This window comes from Atlantibacter sp. RC6, from assembly GCF_014193285.1.
In the GTDB taxonomy this organism is placed as follows: domain Bacteria; phylum Pseudomonadota; class Gammaproteobacteria; order Enterobacterales; family Enterobacteriaceae; genus Atlantibacter.
Genome location: NZ_JACHZE010000013.1, coordinates 57,540 through 79,680 on the forward strand (window position 1 = coordinate 57,540; position 22,141 = coordinate 79,680).

The 22,141-nt window shown below is 57.2% G+C and carries 21 protein-coding genes; 8 read left to right on the top strand and 13 right to left on the bottom strand.

Annotated elements, in window-relative coordinates; genetic code table 11:
• The first annotated feature begins 3 nt into the window (after positions 1-3).
• Entirely contained in the window at positions 4-492 is a 489-nt protein-coding gene (locus tag FHW74_RS20985) for a DcrB-related protein (RefSeq protein ID WP_183172248.1), read from the top strand.
• A gap of 212 nt (positions 493-704) precedes the next feature.
• The gene (ridA, locus tag FHW74_RS20990) at positions 705-1,091 is read left to right on the top strand and encodes a 2-iminobutanoate/2-iminopropanoate deaminase (protein WP_125293032.1); all 387 of its coding nucleotides are present in this window, start codon (positions 705-707) and stop codon (positions 1,089-1,091) included.
• 53 nt (positions 1,092-1,144) lie between these two features.
• On the opposite strand, the gene mgtA is transcribed toward ridA, so the two are convergent.
• Positions 1,145-3,853, bottom strand: coding sequence for a magnesium-translocating P-type ATPase (gene mgtA, locus FHW74_RS20995; protein ID WP_370528060.1), 2,709 nt, complete (start codon positions 3,851-3,853; stop codon positions 1,145-1,147).
• 375 nt (positions 3,854-4,228) lie between these two features.
• Here mgtA and treR point away from each other — a divergent pair, with 375 nt between their 5' ends.
• From treR to nrdG, 5 genes are all read left to right on the top strand, one after another.
• Complete coding sequence (treR, locus tag FHW74_RS21000; RefSeq protein ID WP_183172250.1) at positions 4,229-5,176, top strand: trehalose operon repressor TreR; 948 nt, start codon at positions 4,229-4,231, stop codon at positions 5,174-5,176.
• 133 nt (positions 5,177-5,309) lie between these two features.
• Complete coding sequence (gene treB / locus FHW74_RS21005) at positions 5,310-6,728, top strand: PTS trehalose transporter subunit IIBC (protein WP_183172252.1); 1,419 nt, start codon at positions 5,310-5,312, stop codon at positions 6,726-6,728.
• A gap of 39 nt (positions 6,729-6,767) precedes the next feature.
• On the top strand, positions 6,768-8,426 hold the full coding sequence (gene treC / locus FHW74_RS21010) for an alpha,alpha-phosphotrehalase (protein ID WP_183172254.1): 1,659 nt from the start codon (positions 6,768-6,770) through the stop codon (positions 8,424-8,426).
• 367 nt (positions 8,427-8,793) lie between these two features.
• Entirely contained in the window at positions 8,794-10,932 is a 2,139-nt protein-coding gene (nrdD, locus tag FHW74_RS21015; RefSeq protein WP_183172255.1) for an anaerobic ribonucleoside-triphosphate reductase, read from the top strand.
• The gene (gene nrdG / locus FHW74_RS21020) at positions 10,932-11,396 is read left to right on the top strand and encodes an anaerobic ribonucleoside-triphosphate reductase-activating protein (RefSeq protein WP_183172256.1); all 465 of its coding nucleotides are present in this window, start codon (positions 10,932-10,934) and stop codon (positions 11,394-11,396) included. The genes nrdD and nrdG overlap by 1 nt, the downstream gene beginning before the upstream one ends.
• 20 nt (positions 11,397-11,416) lie before the next feature.
• On the opposite strand, the gene FHW74_RS21025 is transcribed toward nrdG, so the two are convergent.
• From FHW74_RS21025 to pmbA, 11 genes are all read right to left on the bottom strand, one after another.
• Entirely contained in the window at positions 11,417-13,327 is a 1,911-nt protein-coding gene (locus FHW74_RS21025; protein ID WP_183172257.1) for a BglG family transcription antiterminator, read from the bottom strand.
• Positions 13,328-13,343: 16 nt separating this feature from the next.
• Positions 13,344-14,084: a KDGP aldolase family protein gene (locus FHW74_RS21030; protein ID WP_183172258.1), complete on the bottom strand. Its 741-nt coding sequence runs from the start codon at positions 14,082-14,084 to the stop codon at positions 13,344-13,346.
• Positions 14,081-15,199, bottom strand: coding sequence for a DgaE family pyridoxal phosphate-dependent ammonia lyase (locus FHW74_RS21035; protein WP_183172260.1), 1,119 nt, complete (start codon positions 15,197-15,199; stop codon positions 14,081-14,083). The genes FHW74_RS21030 and FHW74_RS21035 overlap by 4 nt, the downstream gene beginning before the upstream one ends.
• Positions 15,183-16,316 (bottom strand): amidohydrolase/deacetylase family metallohydrolase, encoded by a 1,134-nt coding sequence (locus FHW74_RS21040; RefSeq protein WP_183172262.1) that lies wholly within the window; start codon positions 16,314-16,316, stop codon positions 15,183-15,185. The genes FHW74_RS21035 and FHW74_RS21040 overlap by 17 nt, the downstream gene beginning before the upstream one ends.
• A gap of 44 nt (positions 16,317-16,360) precedes the next feature.
• Entirely contained in the window at positions 16,361-17,005 is a 645-nt protein-coding gene (locus tag FHW74_RS21045; protein ID WP_183172263.1) for a DUF4310 family protein, read from the bottom strand.
• A gap of 11 nt (positions 17,006-17,016) precedes the next feature.
• Positions 17,017-17,793, bottom strand: a complete 777-nt coding sequence (locus FHW74_RS21050; RefSeq protein ID WP_183172265.1) for a DUF4311 domain-containing protein — start codon at positions 17,791-17,793, stop codon at positions 17,017-17,019.
• 23 nt (positions 17,794-17,816) lie between these two features.
• Positions 17,817-18,116 carry a DUF4312 family protein gene (locus FHW74_RS21055; RefSeq protein WP_183172266.1) on the bottom strand — a complete coding sequence of 100 codons (300 nt, stop codon included), beginning with the start codon at positions 18,114-18,116 and terminating at the stop codon, positions 17,817-17,819.
• Between the two features lie 2 nt (positions 18,117-18,118).
• The gene (locus tag FHW74_RS21060; protein ID WP_125293013.1) at positions 18,119-18,481 is read right to left on the bottom strand and encodes an SFCGS family glycine-rich protein; all 363 of its coding nucleotides are present in this window, start codon (positions 18,479-18,481) and stop codon (positions 18,119-18,121) included.
• Positions 18,482-18,491: 10 nt separating this feature from the next.
• A complete protein-coding gene (locus FHW74_RS21065; protein WP_183172268.1) occupies positions 18,492-18,830 on the bottom strand; it encodes a glycine dehydrogenase in 339 nt (112 codons plus the stop codon).
• Between the two features lie 308 nt (positions 18,831-19,138).
• Positions 19,139-19,525: a cytochrome b562 gene (cybC, locus tag FHW74_RS21070; protein WP_183172270.1), complete on the bottom strand. Its 387-nt coding sequence runs from the start codon at positions 19,523-19,525 to the stop codon at positions 19,139-19,141.
• 56 nt (positions 19,526-19,581) lie between these two features.
• Positions 19,582-20,934, bottom strand: coding sequence for a metalloprotease PmbA (pmbA, locus tag FHW74_RS21075; protein WP_183172272.1), 1,353 nt, complete (start codon positions 20,932-20,934; stop codon positions 19,582-19,584).
• A 106-nt stretch (positions 20,935-21,040) separates the two neighbouring features.
• On the opposite strand from pmbA, the gene yjgA reads away from it, so the two are divergent.
• The gene (gene yjgA / locus FHW74_RS21080; RefSeq protein WP_183172273.1) at positions 21,041-21,592 is read left to right on the top strand and encodes a ribosome biogenesis factor YjgA; all 552 of its coding nucleotides are present in this window, start codon (positions 21,041-21,043) and stop codon (positions 21,590-21,592) included.
• Between the two features lie 54 nt (positions 21,593-21,646).
• Here the strand turns inward: yjgA and sspB are convergent, their stop codons facing one another.
• Positions 21,647-22,138 carry a ClpXP protease specificity-enhancing factor gene (gene sspB, locus FHW74_RS21085; protein ID WP_125293006.1) on the bottom strand — a complete coding sequence of 164 codons (492 nt, stop codon included), beginning with the start codon at positions 22,136-22,138 and terminating at the stop codon, positions 21,647-21,649.
• Between the last annotated feature and the right edge of the window lie 3 nt (positions 22,139-22,141).

Here is a 22,141-nt window from a genome sequence, read left to right on the forward strand (position 1 = left end):
TTCATGGAAAAGAATACGGTTAATTATTGGCTGTATGAAGGCAGTATTGTGACGTTGGCACCGGTGCTGGACAGGAGCGTAAATATATTAATGTTCAGGGGTCCTGAGGGCATGGAATACAATATCCTTGTAAACCGTACATGGCTTGACGAAGACCAGACGCTGGAGCAGTTTTGCGAGCAGCAAATCAATACCATGCGTAATTCTTTGCCCGCGTTTGAAATGGATGGGAAGTTACTGACTCATGAAATTGGTCCCGCCAGGCTGCCCGTCGTCCAGGTCTCGAACCGTTTTTTACAGGATGGCAAAAAGTTTAAACAGGTCCAGTCGCTTATAAAATTGCCGTGGCACGCGATTCGCAATCCGGCGAATCGTGCAATCATTATGTTTACCTTAAGCACGGAAACTGAATTTACGGAGTTTCAGCGAAAACATTACGTGCAGGTGATCAACAGTTTTAACCCCGAAGCGACAATGCTGAAAAACATTTGAATCGTAAAGCTTTATGGACACGGAAACTTTACGCCAACCCATTCTTGCCCACGCGGGTTTGCAGGTTTCCGTATCGTAGGGCGAGGCGCAGAGTGTTATAGTAGATTGCGTTCGCCCCCGGCTTTCGCCAGTAATAGTTATTTACTGGACTTGCTGAGGAAGAAGAACCTTAACGAAAATGCGTTTCAGCGCTGTTAACTTCAGGAGAGAGTATGTCCCGCACTATCGCGACGGAAAATGCACCCGCAGCTATCGGCCCTTATGTTCAGGGTGTAGACCTTGGCAGTATGATCATCACCTCCGGTCAGATCCCGGTGGACCCGAAAACCGGCGCGGTTTCCGATGATGTCTCTGCGCAAGCGCGTCAGTCTCTGGAAAACGTGAAAGCCATCGTTGAAGCCGCTGGCCTTAAAGTGGGCGATATCGTGAAAACCACCGTTTTCGTGAAAGATCTCAATGATTTCGCTACGGTTAACGCCACCTATGAAGCCTTCTTCACCGAGCATAACGCGACCTTCCCGGCGCGTTCCTGTGTGGAAGTCGCCCGTCTGCCAAAAGACGTGAAGATTGAGATTGAAGCGATTGCGGTTCGTCGCTGATTTTTCAGCAGGTTGACATGGAAAAGCCAGTCTCTCGACTGGCTTTTTTGTCGTTACTGCCACCCATACCGGCGCACATAAAACCCTTTCACCAGTTGCGTCAGCGTCATATATCCCAGCAGGATCCCCGCTAACCATGGAAAGTAGCTCAGCGGCAGTGCCTGAAGTTGCAGATACGGCGCCAGCGGCGAGAACGGCAGCACGATACCCACCACCATGATAATCAGCGTCATCACCAGTAGCGGCCAGGCGGCGCGGCTCTGGATAAACGGCACCCGCCGGGTACGGATCATATGCACGATTAAGGTCTGGGACAGCAGACCCACCACAAACCAGCCGGACTGGAACAAGGTTTGCGCTTCCGGCACGTTGGCCTTGAATACCCACCACATCACGCAGAACGTCAGGATGTCGAAGATAGAACTGATTGGCCCAAAGAAGATCATAAAGCGGCCAAGATCTGCCGGGTTCCAGCGCTGCGGCTTCTCGATCTGATCATCATCGACGTTATCAAACGGGATCGCCACCTGGGACACATCGTACAGCAGGTTCTGGATCAGTAAGTGGATCGGCAGCATCGGCAGGAACGGCAGGAAGGCGCTCGCTACCAGCACGCTGAACACGTTACCAAAGTTCGAACTGGCGGTCATCTTGATGTACTTGAGCATATTGGCGAAGGTTCGACGCCCTTCGATCACGCCCTCTTCCAGCACCATCAGGCTCTTTTCCAGCAGGATGATATCCGCCGCTTCTCGCGCAATATCCACGGCGCCATCCACGGAGATGCCAATGTCCGCCGCCCGCAGCGCGGGCGCGTCGTTGATGCCGTCGCCCATAAAGCCCACCACGTGCCCTTCCCCACGCAACAGCCGCACGATGCGCTCTTTATGCAGCGGCGTCAGACGGGCAAACAGCGTGGTGCGTAACGCCAGCTGCGCCAGCTCCCTGTCGCTTAACGGTTCGATTTCGCTCCCCACCACCGGTCGGCCCGGATTCAGCCCCACTTCATGACACACTTTAGCGGCCACCAGCTCGCTGTCGCCGGTCAGGATCTTCACGGTGATCCCGCTCTCTTTCAGCGCTTTTAACGCCGGTGCGGTCGTCTCTTTCGGCGGATCGAGAAACGCGATGTAGCCTTCGAGGATCAGATCCGATTCATCCACCCGGCCATAATCTTCACTTCTGGCGGGCAGCGCTTTGCTGGCGACCGCCACGACACGCAGCCCCTGGCGGTTCAGGTTATCGGTGACTTTGCGGATGCGTTGCAGCATGGTGTCGCACAGCGTCACGATCTCCTCGCCATGGCGCACCCGCGTGCAGACATTGAGGATCTCCTGGAGCGCGCCTTTGCAGATCAAAAGATGAGCGTCGTCATTTTCCGCCACCACCACCGACATACGACGGCGTTCAAAATCAAACGGGATCTCATCCACTTTACGCCAGCGCGCCGACAGCTCCAGCGCTTCCGGCGCATCCACGCCTTCCAGCACCGCGGTGTCCAGCAGGTTCTTCAATCCGGTCTGATAATGGCTGTTGAGCCATGCGTTATGCAGCACCCGCTGGCTGACGCGGCCAAACACGTCGGTATGATTCTCGAGAGCGATTTTGTCCTGGGTGAGCGTCCCGGTTTTATCGGTACACAGGATATCCATAGCGCCAAAGTTCTGGATCGCGTCCAGATGCTTAACGATCACTTTTTGCTTCGACAACTTAACCGCGCCGCGCGCCAGCGTAGAAGTCACGATCATCGGCAGCATTTCCGGGGTTAAGCCCACCGCCACCGACAGCGCGAACAGCGCCGCCTCCCACCAGTCGCCTTTGGTGAAGCCATTAATCATCAACACTACCGGCACCATCACCAGCATAAAGCGGATCAGCAGCATACTGACGCGGCTGATACCCTGCTGGAAGGCGTTCGGCTCGCTCTCCTGCTCGTTCACGCGCCCGGCCAGCTGCCCGAACCAGGTGCTACCGCCGGTGGCGATCACCATCGCCTGGGCAGTACCGCTGACCACGGTGGTGCCCATAAAGCACAGGTTGTCGCACTCAAGCGGGTTTTGCTGATCAGGATCGCGGGTCTGAGCCTGTTTTTCCACCGGCAGAGATTCACCGGTTAACGATGCCTGGGCAATAAACAGATCCCGCGCTTTGATGACCCGCAGATCGGCGGGGATCATGTCGCCCGCCGCCAGCTTGATGATATCTCCCGGCACCAACTGGTCGATGGGCAATTCCATCCACTGGCATTCGCCTTTGTCATTCACCACCCGCAATACCGTGGCGGTGTTGCTGACCATGGCTTTTAACGCGTCCGCCGCTTTGGTAGAGCGCGCTTCCTGGATGAAATTCAGCAGCGTCGAGATCCCCACCATCAGCGCGATAATCCCCGCGCCAAACAGATCGTCTTCGGTGGCGTAGGAGAGAATACCCAGCGCCGTCAGCAGCAGGTTGAACGGGTTGCGATAGCAGTTCCACAGATGTAAATACCAGGGCGCAGGGCGCTGCGCCGGGATCTGGTTGGGCCCAAATTGCTCACGCGCATCCTCTACTTCCCGAGGGTTTAACCCTTCCGGATGAGTGGAATAAATGCGCCATAGCTCGGTTTCGCTCATGCGCGATACCGCAAGGCACTGCGTGGTTAAGGTCGTGGGCGGGGTTTCCTGAGGCCACACTTTGCCTTCCGGCAGCGGGTCGCGCTGCATCAGACGGCGAGGAAGATGACGGTTCAGTTGCGCGAGCAACCGGGTAATGTTTTTCAACAGCATAAAAAGTCCCTCTACGCCTCAATCCTGAGGCGCTGCTGGGCTGCCGGCAGGACAAAGCCGCCTGGCAGGCACAAATTTTTGCAGGGACGACGTTGCGCCACTGCTTTACGCATCCGGTAAAGCAGCGGCTAAAAGGCGCGCTTTACCGGAACAGAGTTCCCGTTAAGGGAAGCGGGGTGGGATCGGGATCCATAGAGCCTCCGGTAAAATCAAAAAGGACGTGCGTGTTTACTCCACACGATGAATATTGAGCGCCGTCACTATAGCGCCTGTGACATAAACCAAACGTAAACCAGATTTTGCTCATTGTGCCGCGGTTGGTTAGCATTATGTTCTTTTATCTACTTTCTCTAACCACAACAGGCGACAGGGATGCAAAACCGGCTGACCATTAAAGACATTGCGCGCTTAAGCGGCGTGGGCAAATCCACCGTATCGCGCGTGCTGAATAATGAGAGCGGCGTCAGCGAACGCACCCGCGAGCGCGTCGAGGCGGTGATGCGCCAGCAGGGGTTTTCCCCTTCCCGTTCCGCGCGCGCCATGCGCGGCCAGAGCGACAAAGTGGTAGCGATCATCGTCACCCGTCTGGATTCTCTGTCTGAAAACCTTGCCGTCCAGACCATGCTCCCCTGCCTGTATGAGCAGGGTTACGACCCGATCATGATGGAAAGCCAGTTCTCCCCGGCGCGGGTCGAAGAGCATCTGCGCATTCTGCGCCAGCGCAATATCGATGGGGTGATCCTGTTTGGATTTACCGGCATTGATGAGGCGCAACTGGCGCCGTGGCGTTCAATGCTGGTGCTGATGGCGCGGGACGCGGCGGGATTTACCTCGGTGTGTTACGACGATGAAGGCGCGATCCAGATGTTGATGCAGCGTTTATATCAGCAGGGCCACCGCCATATCAGCTATCTCGGCGTGCCGCACAGCGATGTCACCACCGGGATGCGCCGCCATCACGCCTATCTGGCTTTTTGCGACGCCCATCATCTTATGCCCCACGCCGTACTGCCGGGCCTGGCGATGAAACAGGGCTACGAGCGCGTGGCCGACGTGCTGCATGACGACACCTCCGCGCTGGTGTGCGCCACGGATACGCTGGCTATCGGCGCAAGCAAGTTTCTACAGCAGCATCACGCAAAGCCCATTCAGCTTGCCAGCGTCGGCAACACGCCGCTGCTGAAGTTCCTGCACCCGGAGATTATCACCGTTGATCCCGGTTATGCCGAAGCGGGTCGCCAGGCGGCGTTGCAGCTGATCGCCCAGATCACCCAAAGCAGCGATCCCCGGCAGATCATTATCCCCTCATCGTTGATCTAACCCGGCGAAAAAACGATTTGTGTGATCGCGGCTTCGTTTCGGGAACGTTCCCATTTTCCCGAAACGCAAGAATGTTTACCCTTGTTTTCCGTTCCTTCTTCACGCTTCCGTCTCTCTGCCATGAGGCTTCACGATGAGCAAAGTTAAACAACAGGAAATCGATCGGCTGATCGAATTAGTAGGTGGCCGCGACAATATCGCCACGGTGACCCACTGCATTACCCGCCTGCGCTTTGTGTTGAACCACCCGGCCAAAGCTGATCCCAAAGCCATTGAAACCCTGCCGATGGTGAAAGGCTGTTTCACCAACGCCGGGCAGTTCCAGGTAGTGATCGGCACCAACGTTGGGGATTATTACCAGGCGCTGATCGCTACCACCGGCCACAGTTCGGCAAATAAAGAGCAGGCCAAACAGGCGGCGCGCGCCAATATGAAATGGCACGAGCAGTTGATTTCGCACTTTGCGGAGATCTTCTTCCCGCTGCTGCCCGCGCTGATCAGCGGCGGCTTGATCCTCGGCTTTCGGAATGTGATTGGCGATGTGCCGATGAGCAACGGCCAGACCCTGGCGCAAATGCATCCGTCGCTGCAAGCCATCTATGACTTTCTGTGGCTGATCGGCGAAGCCATCTTCTTCTATCTGCCGGTGGGGATCTGCTGGTCGGCGGTGCGCAAAATGGGCGGGACGCCGATCCTCGGGATTGTGCTCGGCGTGACCCTGGTCTCTCCGCAATTGATGAATGCCTATTTGTTGGGCACGCAAGTGCCGGAGGTGTGGAACTTCGGGCTGTTTACCATCGCCAAAGTAGGCTATCAGGCCCAGGTGATCCCGGCTCTGCTGGCGGGCCTGGCGCTCGGGTTTATCGAAACCCGCCTGAAACGCATCGTACCTGATTATCTATACTTGGTTGTCGTACCGGTGTGTTCGCTGATTCTGGCGGTATTCCTCGCCCACGCGTTCATCGGCCCGTTTGGCCGCCTGATTGGCGACGGCGTCGCCTGGGCGGTGCGTCACCTGATGACCGGCAGTTTCGCCCCGATTGGCGCGGCGCTGTTTGGTTTCCTGTACGCGCCGCTGGTGATCACCGGGGTGCACCAGACCACGCTGGCTATTGATATGCAGATGATCCAGAGCCTCGGCGGTACGCCGGTCTGGCCGCTGATTGCGCTGTCCAACATCGCCCAGGCGTCTGCGGTGGTGGGCATTATTATCGTCAGCCGTAAACACAACGAGCGGGAGATCTCGGTCCCGGCGGCGATTTCCGCCTATCTCGGCGTGACCGAACCTGCCATGTACGGGATTAACCTGAAATACCGCTTCCCGATGCTGTGCGCCATGATCGGTTCCGGCCTCGCCGGGCTGCTGTGTGGGCTGAGTGGCGTCATGGCCAACGGTATCGGCGTCGGCGGCCTGCCGGGCATCCTGTCGATTCAACCGCGCTACTGGGAAGTGTTTGGCCTGGCAATGCTGATTGCCATCGTGATCCCTATTGTTCTGACCACGGTGCTTTACCGTCGTAAATTTCGTCAGGGCACTTTGTTAGTTGTGTAATTCAGGTTCCGGGTTCTTTCAACTTAAGCAGGTAAGGTTATGACAGCGACGCCTCCCTGGTGGCAACACGGGGTTATCTATCAAATTTATCCAAAGAGCTTTCAGGACACCACGGGCAGCGGCACCGGCGATTTAGCCGGTGTCACCCGGCGGCTCGACTATCTGAAAACCCTCGGGGTGGACGCCATCTGGCTGACGCCGTTCTATATCTCGCCCCAGGTGGATAACGGGTATGACGTGGCGAACTACACCGCCATCGATCCCACCTACGGCACGCTGGATGATTTTGACCGGCTGGTGGCCGAAGCCCACGATCGGGGCATTCGCGTTATCCTCGATATGGTGTTTAACCACACCTCGACCCAACATGACTGGTTTCACCAGGCGGTGAAGCCGCAAAGCCCGTATCGCCAGTTTTACATCTGGCGCGACGGCACGCCGGATGTGTGCCCTACCAACTGGCGCTCGAAGTTCGGCGGCAGCGCCTGGCGCTGGCATGCCGAGAGCGGCCAGTACTATCTGCACCTGTTTGCGCCAGAGCAGGCGGATCTCAACTGGGAAAACCCGCAGGTGCGGGCGGAACTAAAAAAAGTCTGCGAGTTCTGGGCCGATCGCGGCGTGGATGGTTTGCGGCTCGATGTGATTAACCTGGTCTCCAAATCCCAGGATTTCACCGACGATGTCGACGGCGGCGACGGGCGTTGCTTTTATACCGACGGCCCGCGCATCCACGAATTTTTGCAGGAGTTCAGCCGGGATGTCTTTAAGCCGCGCGGCCTGATGACCGTGGGCGAGATGTCCTCCACCACTCTGGCGCACTGCCAGCAATACGCCGCGCTGGATGGCGGCGAGCTGTCTATGACCTTTAACTTCCATCACCTGAAGGTGGATTACCCCGGCGGGCTAAAGTGGACGCTGGCGGCTCCGGACTATGTGGCGCTGAAGGCCATTTTCCGCCACTGGCAGCAGGGGATGCATAACATCGCATGGAACGCGCTGTTCTGGTGTAACCACGATCAGCCGCGTATCGTGTCGCGCTTCGGCGATGAAGGCGAGCTGCGCGTTCCGGCGGCGAAAATGCTGGCGATGGTGTTGCACGGAATGCAGGGCACGCCCTATATCTACCAGGGTGAAGAGCTGGGGATGACCAACCCGCATTTTGCGCGCATCACCGATTATCGCGATGTGGAAAGCCACAATATGTTCGCTGAATTGCGCGCCCAGGGGCGGAATGCCGAAGAGCTGCTGGCGATCCTCGCGGCAAAGTCGCGCGATAACAGCCGCACGCCGATGCAGTGGGACGCCAGTGAAAATGCCGGCTTCACCCGCGGCAAACCGTGGATTGGCCTGTGCGATAACTTTGACACCATCAACGCCGAAAGCGCCCAGGCGGACCCGGATTCTGTGTTCCATGCCTATCGCGAGTTAATACGCCTGCGCAAAGCATGGCCGATATTCACCTGGGGCAACTACCACGATTTACTGCCGGATCATCCATTTTTATGGTGCTATCGCCGTGAATGGCAGGGCCAGCAGTTAATAGTGATAGCGAACCTGAGCCGGGAAAATCAGTGGTGGATGCCGGAAAAAATCGACGGCAGTTGGCAAGTGCTGATGAGCAACTACCCGGACGCCAGTCTCACGCCGACGGAAACCACCCTACGCCCGTTTGAAGCCGTTTACTGGCTCCAGCAGTAATCCTGAACCGGGGGCAAACCCGCCGCCGGTTATTTTTTCATCATGAATTTCCTCGATTTATCTTAAATTAAAATTTCCTCTGCGCACGTTGCCCATCATTGCAGCCACCAAAATTTTACCTTGTTCTACATCAAAGAAATCTCAAACATCTTTGATGCAAATCACTACATATAGTATTTAAAATGCGACCTGCCGCTATATATTGTATTAATCGACTACTATTACAGCGTATCCAGCTGACGGGTTCAGCGCTACGCTGTGGATAAAAACGGCCAGATTCAGGGATGTCTATGAACGCAATAACGAAAATGCGCCCTGTCTGTCTCTGTGCCTCTGTGGATAACCTGTTCTTTAATATGGAGTGATCATGACACCGCATGTGATGAAACGCGATGGGTGCAAAGTACCTTTCAAGTCAGAGCGCATCAGAGAAGCGATTCTTCGTGCCGCTAAAGCTGCGGGAGTCGATGACGCAGATTACTGCGCCACCGTCGCAGAAATTGTCAGTGCCCAGATGCAAGGGCGCAGCCAGGTGGATATCGGTGAAATCCAGACCGCCGTTGAAAACCAGCTGATGGCCGGCAACTATAAGCAGCTGGCGCGCGCCTACATTGAATATCGCCACGACCGCGATATTTCTCGCGAAAAGCGCGGCCGCCTGAACCAGGAAATTCGCGGTCTGGTGGAACAAACCAACTCCGCTTTGCTTAACGAAAACGCCAACAAAGACAGCAAAGTGATCCCGACCCAGCGCGATCTGCTGGCCGGGATTGTCGCCAAACACTATGCCCGCCAGCACCTGCTGCCGCGCGATGTGGTACAGGCACACGAACGTGGAGATATCCACTACCACGATCTGGACTACTCGCCGTTCTTCCCGATGTTCAACTGTATGCTGATCGATCTGAAAGGCATGCTGACCCAGGGCTTTAAGATGGGCAACGCGGAAATCGAGCCGCCGAAATCCATCTCCACCGCCACCGCTGTGACCGCGCAGATTATCGCCCAGGTCGCCAGCCATATTTACGGCGGCACCACCATTAACCGTATCGACGAAGTGCTGGCCCCGTTTGTCACCGCCAGCCTGGAAAAACACCGTAAGGTGGCTGAGGAGTGGCAGATCCCGGATGCGGACGGCTATGCCCGTTCCCGCACCGAAAAAGAGTGCTACGACGCGTTCCAGTCGCTGGAATACGAGGTGAATACGCTGCATACCGCCAACGGCCAGACGCCGTTCGTGACGTTCGGTTTTGGCCTCGGCACCAGCTGGGAATCACGCCTGATCCAGACCTCCATCCTGCGTAACCGTATCGCCGGGCTGGGTAAAAACCGCAAAACCGCCGTGTTCCCGAAACTGGTGTTCGCTATCCGCGACGGGCTGAACCACAAATTTGGCGACGCTAACTATGACATCAAACAACTGGCCCTTGAATGCGCCAGCAAGCGCATGTACCCGGACATTCTCAACTACGACCAGGTAGTAAAAGTCACCGGCTCGTTCAAAACCCCGATGGGCTGCCGCAGCTTCCTGGGCGTGTATGAGAACGAAAACGGCGAACAGATCCACGATGGACGCAACAACCTCGGCGTGATCAGTCTTAACCTGCCGCGTATCGCGCTGGAAGCCAAAGGCGATGAAGCCGCGTTCTGGGCGCTGCTGGATGAACGGCTGGTGCTGGCGCGTAAAGCGCTGATGACCCGTATCGCCCGTCTGGAAGGCGTAAAAGCCCGCGTCGCGCCGATCCTGTATATGGAAGGCGCCTGCGGCGTGCGTTTGAAAGCCGATGATGACGTATCGGAAATTTTCAAAAATGGCCGCGCGTCGATCTCGCTGGGCTATATCGGCATCCATGAAACCATCAACGCGCTGTTTGGCAATGAGCACGTGTATGATAGCGCCGCGCTGCGCCAGAAAGCGGTGGAGATCGTTGAGCACCTGCGTCGCGCGGTAGATCGCTGGAAAGAAGAGACCGGCTACGGTTTCAGCCTCTACAGCACCCCGAGCGAAAACCTGTGCGATCGCTTCTGCCGTCTCGATACCGCCGATTTCGGCGTGGTGCCGGGCGTGACCGATAAAGGCTACTACACCAACAGCTTCCACCTCGACGTGGAGAAGAAAGTTAACCCGTACGACAAGATCGACTTTGAAGCGCCCTATCCTCCGTTAGCCAGCGGCGGGTTCATCTGCTACGGGGAATACCCGAATATTCAGCACAACCTGAAAGCGCTGGAAGACGTCTGGGATTACAGCTATCAGCACGTGCCGTATTACGGCACCAATACTCCGATCGACGAGTGCTACGAGTGCGGCTACACCGGTGAATTCGAGTGCACCAGCAAAGGCTTTACCTGCCCGAAATGCGGCAACCACGATGCGGCCCGCGTGTCAGTGACCCGTCGCGTTTGTGGTTATCTGGGCAGCCCGGATGCGCGTCCGTTCAACGCCGGCAAGCAGGAAGAAGTGAAGCGCCGCGTCAAGCATTTAGGGAATGGGCAGTTAGGGTAATGAATTTCCATCAGTATTACCCCGTCGACATCGTCAACGGGCCCGGCACGCGCTGCACCCTGTTTGTGTCAGGGTGCGTCCATGAATGCCCCGGGTGTTACAACAAAAGCACCTGGCGGCTGAATTCAGGCCAGCCGTTCACCCGAGAGATGGAAGACCGGATCATCAGCGATCTCAACGATACGCGCATCCCCCGCCAGGGGATCTCCCTGTCCGGCGGCGATCCGCTGCATCCGCAAAATGTGCCGGATATTCTGGCGCTGGTGCAGCGCATTCGCGCCGAGTGTGCGGGCAAAGATATCTGGCTATGGACCGGTTATAAACTGGATGAACTGAACGCCGACCAGATGCAGGTGGTTGATCTGATCAACGTGTTGGTGGACGGCAAGTTTGTCCAGGATCTGAAAGACCCGGCGCTGATCTGGCGCGGCAGTAGCAATCAGGTGGTTCATCATTTGAGATAACCGCGCATCACGTCAGCCGTTTAAAACCGGCTGACGCACTCCATCGCCACCGCCTTAAACTCCGCAAAACTCCGGCATCCGCACAGCCGCGCCATGGCGCGCTCCCGCAGGAAAGTGACAAAAATATCGTAAATCGCCATTGCCTCTTCATACTCGCTTTTACTGATGGCGAGTAAAAAGATCACGTGCGCCGTTTCGTCGCCCCAGGCAATCCCCTGCGGGGCCAGTACGGTATAGACCACGGTTTTTTTTGCTAACAGACCCAGGGCGTGGGGCAGCGCGATGCTGTCTCCCAGCATCGTACTCACGATGGCCTCGCGCTCAACCACCGAGTCGAGAAACTCCCCATCGACAAAGCCTTCGTCCTGCAACTGATCGCACAGGGTTTTAAACAGCGTCTGCTGGTCCATCGCGCCGTCGATAATGCGGAAATGGGCGGCGTCGAAATACTTGTTCAGCATCCACGGACGGGTGCGATCCACCAGCACCAGCTTGCCGATTTGCTCCAGCTGATAGTCGGTAGGGAATGGCGCAATCTGCACCACCGGTTTGTCTTTCTCGCTGATGCGCGCGGTGGCGATCACGAAGTCTTCACTGATGCTTTCCCGCTGCTCATAGTCGCGCAGCGTCAGGGTGCGGGTGATGTCGATCTGCGGATATTTGCGCGCCATCACCGCTTCGATCATCCGCACCATGGCGTTACCGGCATCGCACACCAGCAGCACGCGCGGCTGGCGCTGGTAATCAATGTTGTAGCTGCGCTCCAGCCCAACGCCGACATGCAGCACCAGAAAGCCGATTTCGTTTTCGCTGATGGTGTAGGGCGTGTATTTCACCCAGCCCGACACCGCCGCCAGCGTCATATCCCACGCCATCGGGTAATGCTGCTTGATGTTATCCAGCAGCGGATTGGGGATCATGATTTGATAGCGCACCCGGGTGATCATGGTTTTGACGTGGGTGAGCATATCGGCATGCAGTTGCTGGTCGTTCAGCAGGTTGTAGTTGTACTGGGTGTTGATGAAATTGAGGATGTAGTTAACCAGCGCTTCTTCATCATCGGCGTTGATGGTGCTGGGCGCGATCTCCTGCACCTGGCGCGCGGCGATATGCACTTTTAACCAGTTCTCTTCAAAAGCCGACAGCGGTTTTTCCGCCAGCCGTTGCAGCACGCCTGCCAGTTCGCGCGCCGCATGGCCTACCGGTTCTGCCACCTCTTCGCCAACAAACTCCGACAGCGGATAGCCTTCGCTGATGCGCCGCACCGCCACCGCGCAATACAGGCGTAAAAACAGCTCGCCTTCATCGGTAAGACGAATACGAAAGCGGCTAAAAATGTCCCGCAGGATCGGCTGTAACCGTTCCGGCATGCCCGCGTTAAGCGCCTCTTCGGTCACCAGCGGATGAGCCGGATCCTGCTGGGCCAGCGTCCACAGCAGATCGGTCAGACAGGCGCGGATCGCCATTTCACTGCCAAACAGCTTCATGCCGTGACGGGGCCGGGTTTCCAGCGTCAGCTGATAACGCCGCAGCCACTCGCGCACTTCCGCCATATCATTTTGCAGCGTGGCGCGGCTGACGAACCATTCATCAGCCAAATCTTCCAGCTTTATCGAGAACGCCGAGGTCAGGAAACGCACCATCAGATAGTGCACCCGCTCCTGGCTGGTACGCGGAATACGCAGCGCGGTCGGCTGCTGGGTTTGCAGGATCTGATAACTCGCCGAGTCATCGATTCTCAGCTGATAACCGTTACCCCGGCTCAGCACGAACTGCGCGCCATGCTGCGTCAGCAACGCATTCAGCGCCGTGATATCGGCGCGAACGGTACGTGTGGACACCGACAACCGCTGCGCCAGTTCATCTTGCGGCAGCGTTTCGTTTTGCAACATATCAAACAGTTGCGCTAAACGTTGGTTGGGGAATCGCACGTCACTCTCCTCGCTCTTAGCCTACGCACGCCCGGGTAATGGCCAACAACTGGCGCACATCGTCCGGGCGGGTGTTTCCGCTCACCTTATCAATAATCGAACTATAGATGTGAGGAATGATTCTTGAGACGCCTGCATCCAGAGCAATCTGCAAAATCTCGCCGAAGTTTTCTAAATCGATGCCGCCGGTAGGCTCCAGCCAGAAGTCGTTACGGGCGCAGGCTTCCGCCACCGCCTGGTACTCGTCGCGGCAGGCCAGGCCGCCCATCGGGAAATATTTAATCGAGCTGCCGCCCATGTCTTTCAACAAGGCGATAGCGGTATCGACAGGCACAATGCCGTCCGCCGCTTTACTGCTGAGCGGGCCGGTGGAGATTTTCACTTTGCCCGGCGTACCGGTTGGCGATACCAGGCCGTTGACTACCGTGTCGTTTTGCCCCAGCAGCGCGCGGCTGGTGGCGACGCCGGTAAACACCTGGTTGACGTGCTGCGGCTGCACCTGGCGGGAGATTTCGCTGACCATCGCCGACTGGTTCGGATCGCCCGCGCCGAGACCAACCGACAGCGCATTGTCGATAAGCGCCGCGTATTCCCGCATATCCGCTACCGCGCTGGCGACGTCCGGGTAGTTTTTGGAGAGTACGCCTACCAGCACATGTCCTTGCGCCGCTTCATAGATTTCGCGGGCATTGTCCTTTGAGCCCGCCAGCACGTTCAGGCAGACGCGATCGCGGTAAAAGTTCGGGGTCAGTTTCATGCGGTTTTCTCCTGATTAATCACTTCGGCGATACGGCGGGCCACAATCTCCAGTTGCGCGCGGTCCACGCTGCGCACGTCGGCTTCGATAATCCCTTCGTTCGCTTTGTAGCCGCGGAAGTAAATGGCGTACTCGCCCTGCTTCAGGGCTTCCACCAGCTCGCCGGTAGCGACGCCGGTCACGGCTTCATCAAACTTGATTTCGGTACGGGCGATATCGCGTCCGGCGCTGTCCCACACCACGCGGGCGCTCACGCCGTTAAGCGTATTCAGCGCGTCGATAAACGGCGTCATTTTTTCCACCATCTCCGCCCCACTCTCTTTCTGCGCATGCAGATAAAGCTCGATGGCGCAGGTCAGGCCAAGAATGCCCTCTTTGCCGACTTTCATCGCCCGGCCAATGCCCGCCGTCTGGCGCTTCACCCACTCAACGTACTGGGTTTTGCCGATCACCAGCCCGCTGGTCGGCCCTTCGATGGCTTTTGCGCCGCTGTAGATCACCAGGTCCGCGCCCGCGCGGTAGTAGCATTGCAGATCTTCTTCCGCCGCCGCGTCGACGATCAGCGGCAGGTTATGTTTGCGGGCCACGACCACCGCCTGCTCCACGCTGAGCATGCTTTTTTGCACGCAGTGGTGGGATTTGATGTAAAGAATGGCGGCGGTGCGTGGCGTGATCGCCGCGGCCAGTTGCGCGGCGGAGCATTCGTTGGCATAGCCCGCTTCCACCAGTTTGCCGCCACCCAGCGCCACCATGGTGCCGACCGGCGCGCCGAAGTTGACGTTATGGCCCTTCGGCAGCACGATTTCGTTATTCTCGATGGGCGTGACGTGCAGGTTTTCCAGCAACCAGTCGCTGTCTTGAACCAGCACTGCCGCCACCGACTGTGCGATCCCCGCCGAGGCGCAGGAGACCACGGTCGCGCCTTCCACATCCAGCAGTTTTGCGATGTACTCGCCGGTCTTGTTCACCAGATCTTTCATTTCGAAGTACTGGTTCATGCCCGCCATCGCCACATCCACCACTTCCGGGCGCGGCGTAGACACGCCCAGCGCGGTCATACGGCCTGACGTATTAATTACCTGTTTTAACTGGTACTTCTCAAAAATCGAAGGCATGTTCCGCGCTCCCTTGTTCGGTCATATAGCCCTTACCCGCACGCACGGCGGCAAGCGGCACCAGCAGTTTCTCAGCCTGTAAGCTGTCGTTTTCTGCATCCACCAGCAGCGTCGGCTGGCGCTTGAGTGTAAAGAGGGTGAAGTCGGCATCCAGACCCGGCTGGAGCCGCCCTTTGGTTTTCAGGTTCAGGCCGTCAGCGGCGTTGGCGGTCACGCAGTCGATGACCTGCGGCAGCGACATGCCGATGGCGAGAAATTTCGACATCACGTTAGCCAGTGAATACACCGGCCCGTTGATGCGGTTGCGGCAGTAGATATCCGAGCTGATGGTGTGCGGCAGAATGCCCAGGCTGATGGCGCGCTTCGCCACCGCAAAGCTCAGGCTGGCGGTGCCATGGCCGACGTCAAGGCGCACCCCGCGCTGGATTGCCCGGGTGACCGACGCGCGCAGCTCACCCCCCGGCGTCAAAATACGGTTCGGTTTGCCGTTGTAGCAGTGGGTAATGATGTCGCCCGCCGTCAGGCGCTCGGTGATTTCATCCAGATCCGGCGGGTTGTTGCCGATGTGTACCATCAATGGCAAATCGCCGTTTTCCTGCTGCATCGCTTTGGCGCATTCCAGCGGCGTAATGCCGTTTTCGCCCACCACGCTGCTGCTCATGCGCGCTTTCAGGCCAACGATAAAATCGGGGTGGCGTTTAACCGCCTGCTTCACCGCCTCGCCATCAATGTTTGCCATGTTCGCCAGCTCGTTCTGGGCGATCAGGCCGACGCGGGAGATATTCAGCAGGGCGTAAACCTCGGTGGCGGCCTCGCGAGTCAGAGTATAAAAATCGTCGATATCATCCGCCCCGGTGCTACCGGCATCAATCACGGTGGTGACGCCGGTGGCGATGCCGATGCTGTCCGGCTGGTCGTGATAAATCGGCGATTTCGGGTAACAGTGAACGTGCGAGTCAATCCAGCCGGCGCTGACGTAACACTCCCCCTGCAGATCAACGGTTTTCGCCGCCGGACCGTTTATCTCACCGAGGGCGGCGATTTTGCCGTCCTTGACGGCGATATCACAGACCGTATCGTCGACCAGACGCGCACGGCGCAGGAGTAAATCAAACATGTCTCTCTCCTGTAAAAGCGGGCGCTGACACGCCCGCTAACGTTTTAACTGATGGCAATCGGGAAGATCGAACCCAGAATCATCGCGCCGAGGATCGCCCCGCCGGTGATCGGCTTCTGCCAGATGTAAAACAGCAGCGCGCCAACCAGCGAACCGATGCCGATAGGGATCGACGCGGTCATGGCGCTGAGGATGATCAGCGGCCCAAGGAAGCGGCCCGAGGCGTTACCGGCTCCCATCATCACGTCTGCTCCGTAGGTGGAATCGCTCTGGTTGATAGTGAACTTACGCGCCAGAATGATGACGTAACCAATCACCAGGCCAATCGCCAGACCGGTTGCCAGCGAGGCGATAAAGTTCTCCACCGGGAAGACAATGCCCGCGCCCAGCAGCAGTGCCGGTACGCCGAGGCCCACGCCGGTCTGGATCGCGCCACCGATATCCAGGATCCCCACCAGGGAGCCTTCGATAATGCGGGCAAACAGGAAGCTCGCGCCAAACGCCGCTACCGCGCCATACGAACCGGTATCGATACCCGCTTTCAGCATCGCCACGAACGCCACTTCGTTAAACGCGCCGATGCCGTACAGGTAGTACATGTGCGTCCCGGCAAACACGCCGGAGGAGAGCAGGCCAACGAAGATCGGGAACGACCAGTCGGCAAACCAAAAACCTTTATTCTGTTCCATTGTGGCCTCCGTTATTTGCCGCTCAGCGAGTTGTGGATCAGTTCGAGCCAGTTCGGCACGGTCAGATGGAAGGATTCGATCATCTTCATGTCGAAGCCACGGAAGAAGCCGCTCAGCACGAACAGCAGCACGATGGCGACCATCATCACTCGGGTGACGTGGTTCCAGCCGCTCTCTTCAACGCCTTTACCGATCAGGATGCCTAACACCAGGCCCGGAACGGCGTTACCCATGATCAGCTGCGCCGCGCCGCCGAACACAGTGGCCCAGAAACCGGATTTCTTACCGGCGTCGATGGCCGCCAGCCAGAAGATCACCGGCATCACGGTATTGACCAGCAGGTTGGCCGCAGGCACCAGCACCTTCACGGCGGTAACCTGCAACGCTTCCGGCACAGAAGAGGCGGTGAGGTTGAGGAACGTCACCACGATCATGCCGATAACGCCGCAGGCGATGGCCATTTTCTTCGGATCGTGCAGGGTTTCGCCGACGTTGCGGTTTTTAACCATCAGCGCCGCCGCCCCCCAGTTTGGGATAATGCGGTGATCGACATCCTGAGTGAATGAGCCCGCCGCTACCGACGATGCCCAGGCGTTGAAGAAGAAGCCCAGACCGAAAGAGAAGTGAGAAGCCGGGTCCCCTTCACAGGAGTTGAGTTCCCCTAAAGTACGAAACGCGCCCATACCCTGTGTGGTAGGCGCATGAAACATGCGTGCAGCCCCAGCGCCCACGCCGACGCCAACCAGGCCGCCGATAATGAGCGATTTTATTAATATTATCAGGAACATTAGTCTGCCCTTTTTAGTCAGAATCAGCGTTGCGCGACGAAATCCACCTTGTCCAGATTGATGGCTGTCACGTTGACGGTCACATCCAGCTCCACGCTGTATGTGCGTCGTTCCCGGCGCAAAAAGAAGAACAAAAAGGCTTCTTTACGCACCGTTTCACGCGCTTGAACAACCTGCACATCCTGTGGCTCAATACGCAGTAAGATATGCGGCGAGGCTTTCATCACCGCACCCTGAACGTGGTTCAGGGCGTCAGCAAAGGCGCGCGCTTTGGCATCGCCTTTGCCGGAGACTCTCACCGTGGTGGTGAATTGCTCTTTCATACTCAGACGCCGTGTTTCTTCTGCCACGCCTGTACCAGACGCTCGCCCAGCTCTTCTTTATCCATAAAGCCGAACCCCAGCACGTTGCAGCCTTCATTGATGGCGGTAACGCCTTCATCCACCGAGCGCATACCGTATTTGGCTTTGTAGCCGTATTTGGTCTGCGCGGTGATGGCACCCGCGCCGCCGCTGCCGCAAAACGAAATGCCAAAGGTGGCGTTTTCCGCTTTCATCACATCGCCGAGTTTCATGTCCGCGGCCACGCCCGGCACGACCACTGCGCGTCCACCGGCTTTTTCTACCCCGGCCGCCACTTTCTGGCCTTTACCCAAACGATCGCCAATCACGACGGTAATCTGTTCCATTTTTTGCTCCTTAAAGGTTGTCTTTCGCGACTTCGAAATGCACTGAAAGCAGCCAGGCCTCTTCATCGGGAAGGTTGCCAAACGCGGCGACTACCTCACGGGCAAGCGCCATAGATTCGGCAGAAATTTCGTCAAACAAACTGACATCCACTTCCGGCAACGGCTCGCCGGTCACCGACCGGTGCGCCATGGCGCGAACGTGCGACGTCAGCATCTGTTCCTGGACCGCATTAGGAATGATGTGGTGATGGCGGAGTAAGGCATATACCTGCGCCAGCATGCGCTCGGCCAGATCGCCGATCTGCGCCGCCTGCGCTCCCCCGTCGTTGATTACTGCTCCGTTATTCACTCGCGTTACCCCGTTAATGGCTCTGGGGTAAAAGTAACGGCCAGGGTTATGAGTTTGTAGCGAGTTGTTTTCCACTTCGAAGTGGAAAGGCGGAGGGCGATAGTGATCTGTTCCACAGAAAAGGCGCGATCGCCGATTTATCGCTGGAAATGTGTGACAGGTATCGCGGGAAAATCAGAAAAACCGTCCCGGAAACCAACAATCAGGCTGGGACTGGAAAGCGAGAAATGTGACAGGGATTGGATTTACTTATGGCGTAACGCGCAGGGAAAGCGGGAGCCAAACGTCTCCCGCCAGCGGGAAAGCGATTAACGGTACTTCTTATGGTAGGTGTTGCGGGTGGTTTTAAACTCTTCGGCTGCCGCCTGCGCTTGTTTGATTTTCCCTTCATTCGCCAGCTTCAGCGCGCCGTCGATTTGCCCGACCAGCGTCTGTAAGCCATGACGGAAATCCTTCATTTCCGGGCTGTCCGGCGCTTTGTCTTCCAGCTTCGGCGGCGTGCCTTTTTGCGCGTCCAGCGCGGCGGCGCGCATTGCGGTCAGCGCGGTTTTCATCTCACCGGCATCCTCGGTTTTTTGAACGATTTTGAGATTGTCGTTGAGGATATCCATATCATCTTCAAGATCCCTCGCCAGACTGGCGCCACTGAATAACACGGACGACACGGCTAACATTGCAATCAGTTGCTTACGCATGAGGTTACCTTTTTTTAGTTATAAAAAAGGCGCGATGCCTCGCGCCCATTTTGATATTACTGCCCGGCGATTTTCATCTCCGGCAGTAACACCGAACCACACTGAATATTGCTGCGCGTTTCGATATCGTCGCCAATAGTGACGATGTTGCGCCACATGTCTTTTAGGTTCCCGGCGATGGTGATTTCACTCACCGGGTACTGGATCACGCCATTTTCCACCCAGAAACCGGCGGCACCGCGGGAATAATCCCCGGTAATACCGCTGACGCCCTGGCCCATCAGTTCCGTGACCACCAGCCCGGTGCCCATCTCTTTTAGCAGATCGTCAAAGCCTAAGCCGCGACCGTTGATGCGCCAGTTGTGGATGCCGCCCGCATGGCCGGTGCTGGTTAAGCCCAGTTTGCGCGCGGAGTAATTGGTCAGCAGCCACTGCTGGAGCACGCCGTCTTTAATGATATCGCGACGTTCAGTGCGGACCCCTTCGCTGTCAAACGGCGTAGAGGCCAGCCCTTTCAGCAGATGCGGATGCTCTTCAATGGTCAGCCAGTCCGGCAGAATTTGTTTACCCAGCGAATCCAGCAGGAAGGTGGATTTGCGGTACACCGCGCCGCCCGCAATCGCGCCAACCAGGTGACCAAACAGGCCGGTGGCCACTTCGCGGGCGAAAATCACCGGCGCCTTCATGGTGGAGAGCTTACGCGGCGCCAGGCGTGATAACACGCGCTGGGCGCACTCTTCGCCCACCCACTCCGGGGAACGCAAATCTTCAATGGCGCGGCCAATGGTATAGGCGTAATCGCGCTCCATATCGCCGTCCTGCTCGGCAATCACGCAACTGGAGAGCGAGTGGCGCGTTGAACAGTAGCTTTGCAGCATGCCGTGGCTGTTGCCGAATACCTTGATGCCGTAGTGGCTGTTAAAGCTGCCGCCTTCGGTATTGGTGATACGTTTATCGGCTTTAAGCGCCACTTCTTCGGCGCGCGCCGCCAGTTCGATGGCGCGATCGGCGTCGACTTCCGCCGGATGGAACAGATCCAGATCCGGGGCGTCAAACGCCAGCAGTTCTTTATCGGCTACGCCCGCGCACGGGTCCGGCGAGGTATAGCGGGCAATATCCAGCGCCGCCTGCACGGTGCGGGCAATGGCGTCGGGGCTTAAATCGGTGGACGAGGCGCTGCCCTTGCGGTTCTGGTGATAAACCGTAATGCCCAGCGCGCCATCGCTGTTAAATTCTACGTTTTCCACTTCACCGTAGCGGGTACTGACGCTGATGCCGGTGGTTTTACTGACCGCCACTTCCGCACCGTCGGCTTTACCGGCAGCGAGCTCCAGCGCCTGAGAGACAGCCTGTTCCAGCGTTTTGCGCTGCGCTTCAACTTGTGTGATTACTTTCATCGCGAGTGCCATAATGTAAGGTGATAATTCGAAACGTCTTAAGTGAGTCTAACAGAGAACCATTTCGCAGTGCGCGCCATTACTGATAGTATTAGCCTCTTTTTTTAAGGAGCCTGAAATGACAAAGCAGCCCGAAGACTGGCTCGACGACGTGCCCGATAATGAAAACGAAGATGACGATGATGAAATTATCTGGGTCAGTAAAAGCGAGATTAAACGCGACGCCGAAGAGTTAAAGCGCCTCGGCCTTGAGATGGTTGAGCTGGGTAAAAACGCGCTGGATAAAATCCCGTTGGATGAGGAACTGCGTGCCGCCATTGAGCTGGCGCAGAAAATCAAAAAAGAGGGTCGCCGCCGCCAGCTTCAGCTTATCGGTAAAATGTTGCGTAACCGCGATGTCGAACCTATTCGTCAGGCGCTTGATAAGCTCAAAAACCGCCATAACCAGCAGGTAGCGTTGTTCCATAAGCTGGAGATGCTGCGCGATCGTCTGATCGAAGAAGGTGATGACGCGGTGCCGGAAGTGCTGAAACTGTGGCCGCAGGCCGATCGCCAGCAGTTGCGATCGCTGATCCGCAACGCGAAGAAAGAAAAAGAGGGCAACAAGCCGCCGAAATCTGCGCGCCTGATTTTCCAGTACCTGCGCGAACTGGCTGAAGAGCAGCCGTAAACGCGGCGTGTTTCTCAGAGATAAAAAAGCCAGGGTTTTCGCCCTGGCTTTTTTTTATTTCACGACGCGGAGCGACGGACGGCCACCGCGCGGCGGCGGATCGTCATCCGGCGAATCGTCTTCATGATCGGGTTTGTCGCCGTCGATAACCGACATCACGGTTTCATTTTCCGCCATGCCTGAATCGTCATCGTTTAAGCTGGACGCTTCTTCATCATAAGCGGATTCCGGCTCAAACATGGTGCCTGCGCCGTTTTCACGGGCATAAATCGCCAGCACCGCCGCCAGCGGGACATACACCTGGCGCGGCACGCCGCCGAAACGCGCGTTGAAACGCACTTCGTCGTTGGCCAGCTCCAGATTGCCCACCGCGCGCGGCGCGATGTTTAGCACGATTTGACCGTCACGCGCATATTCCATCGGCACGTTAACGCCCGGCAACGTCACATCCACGACCAGGTGCGGCGTAAGCTGGTTATCCAGCAGCCATTCATAGAAGGCTCGCAGCAGATACGGACGACGTGGAGAAAGTTGCGACATATCCATTCG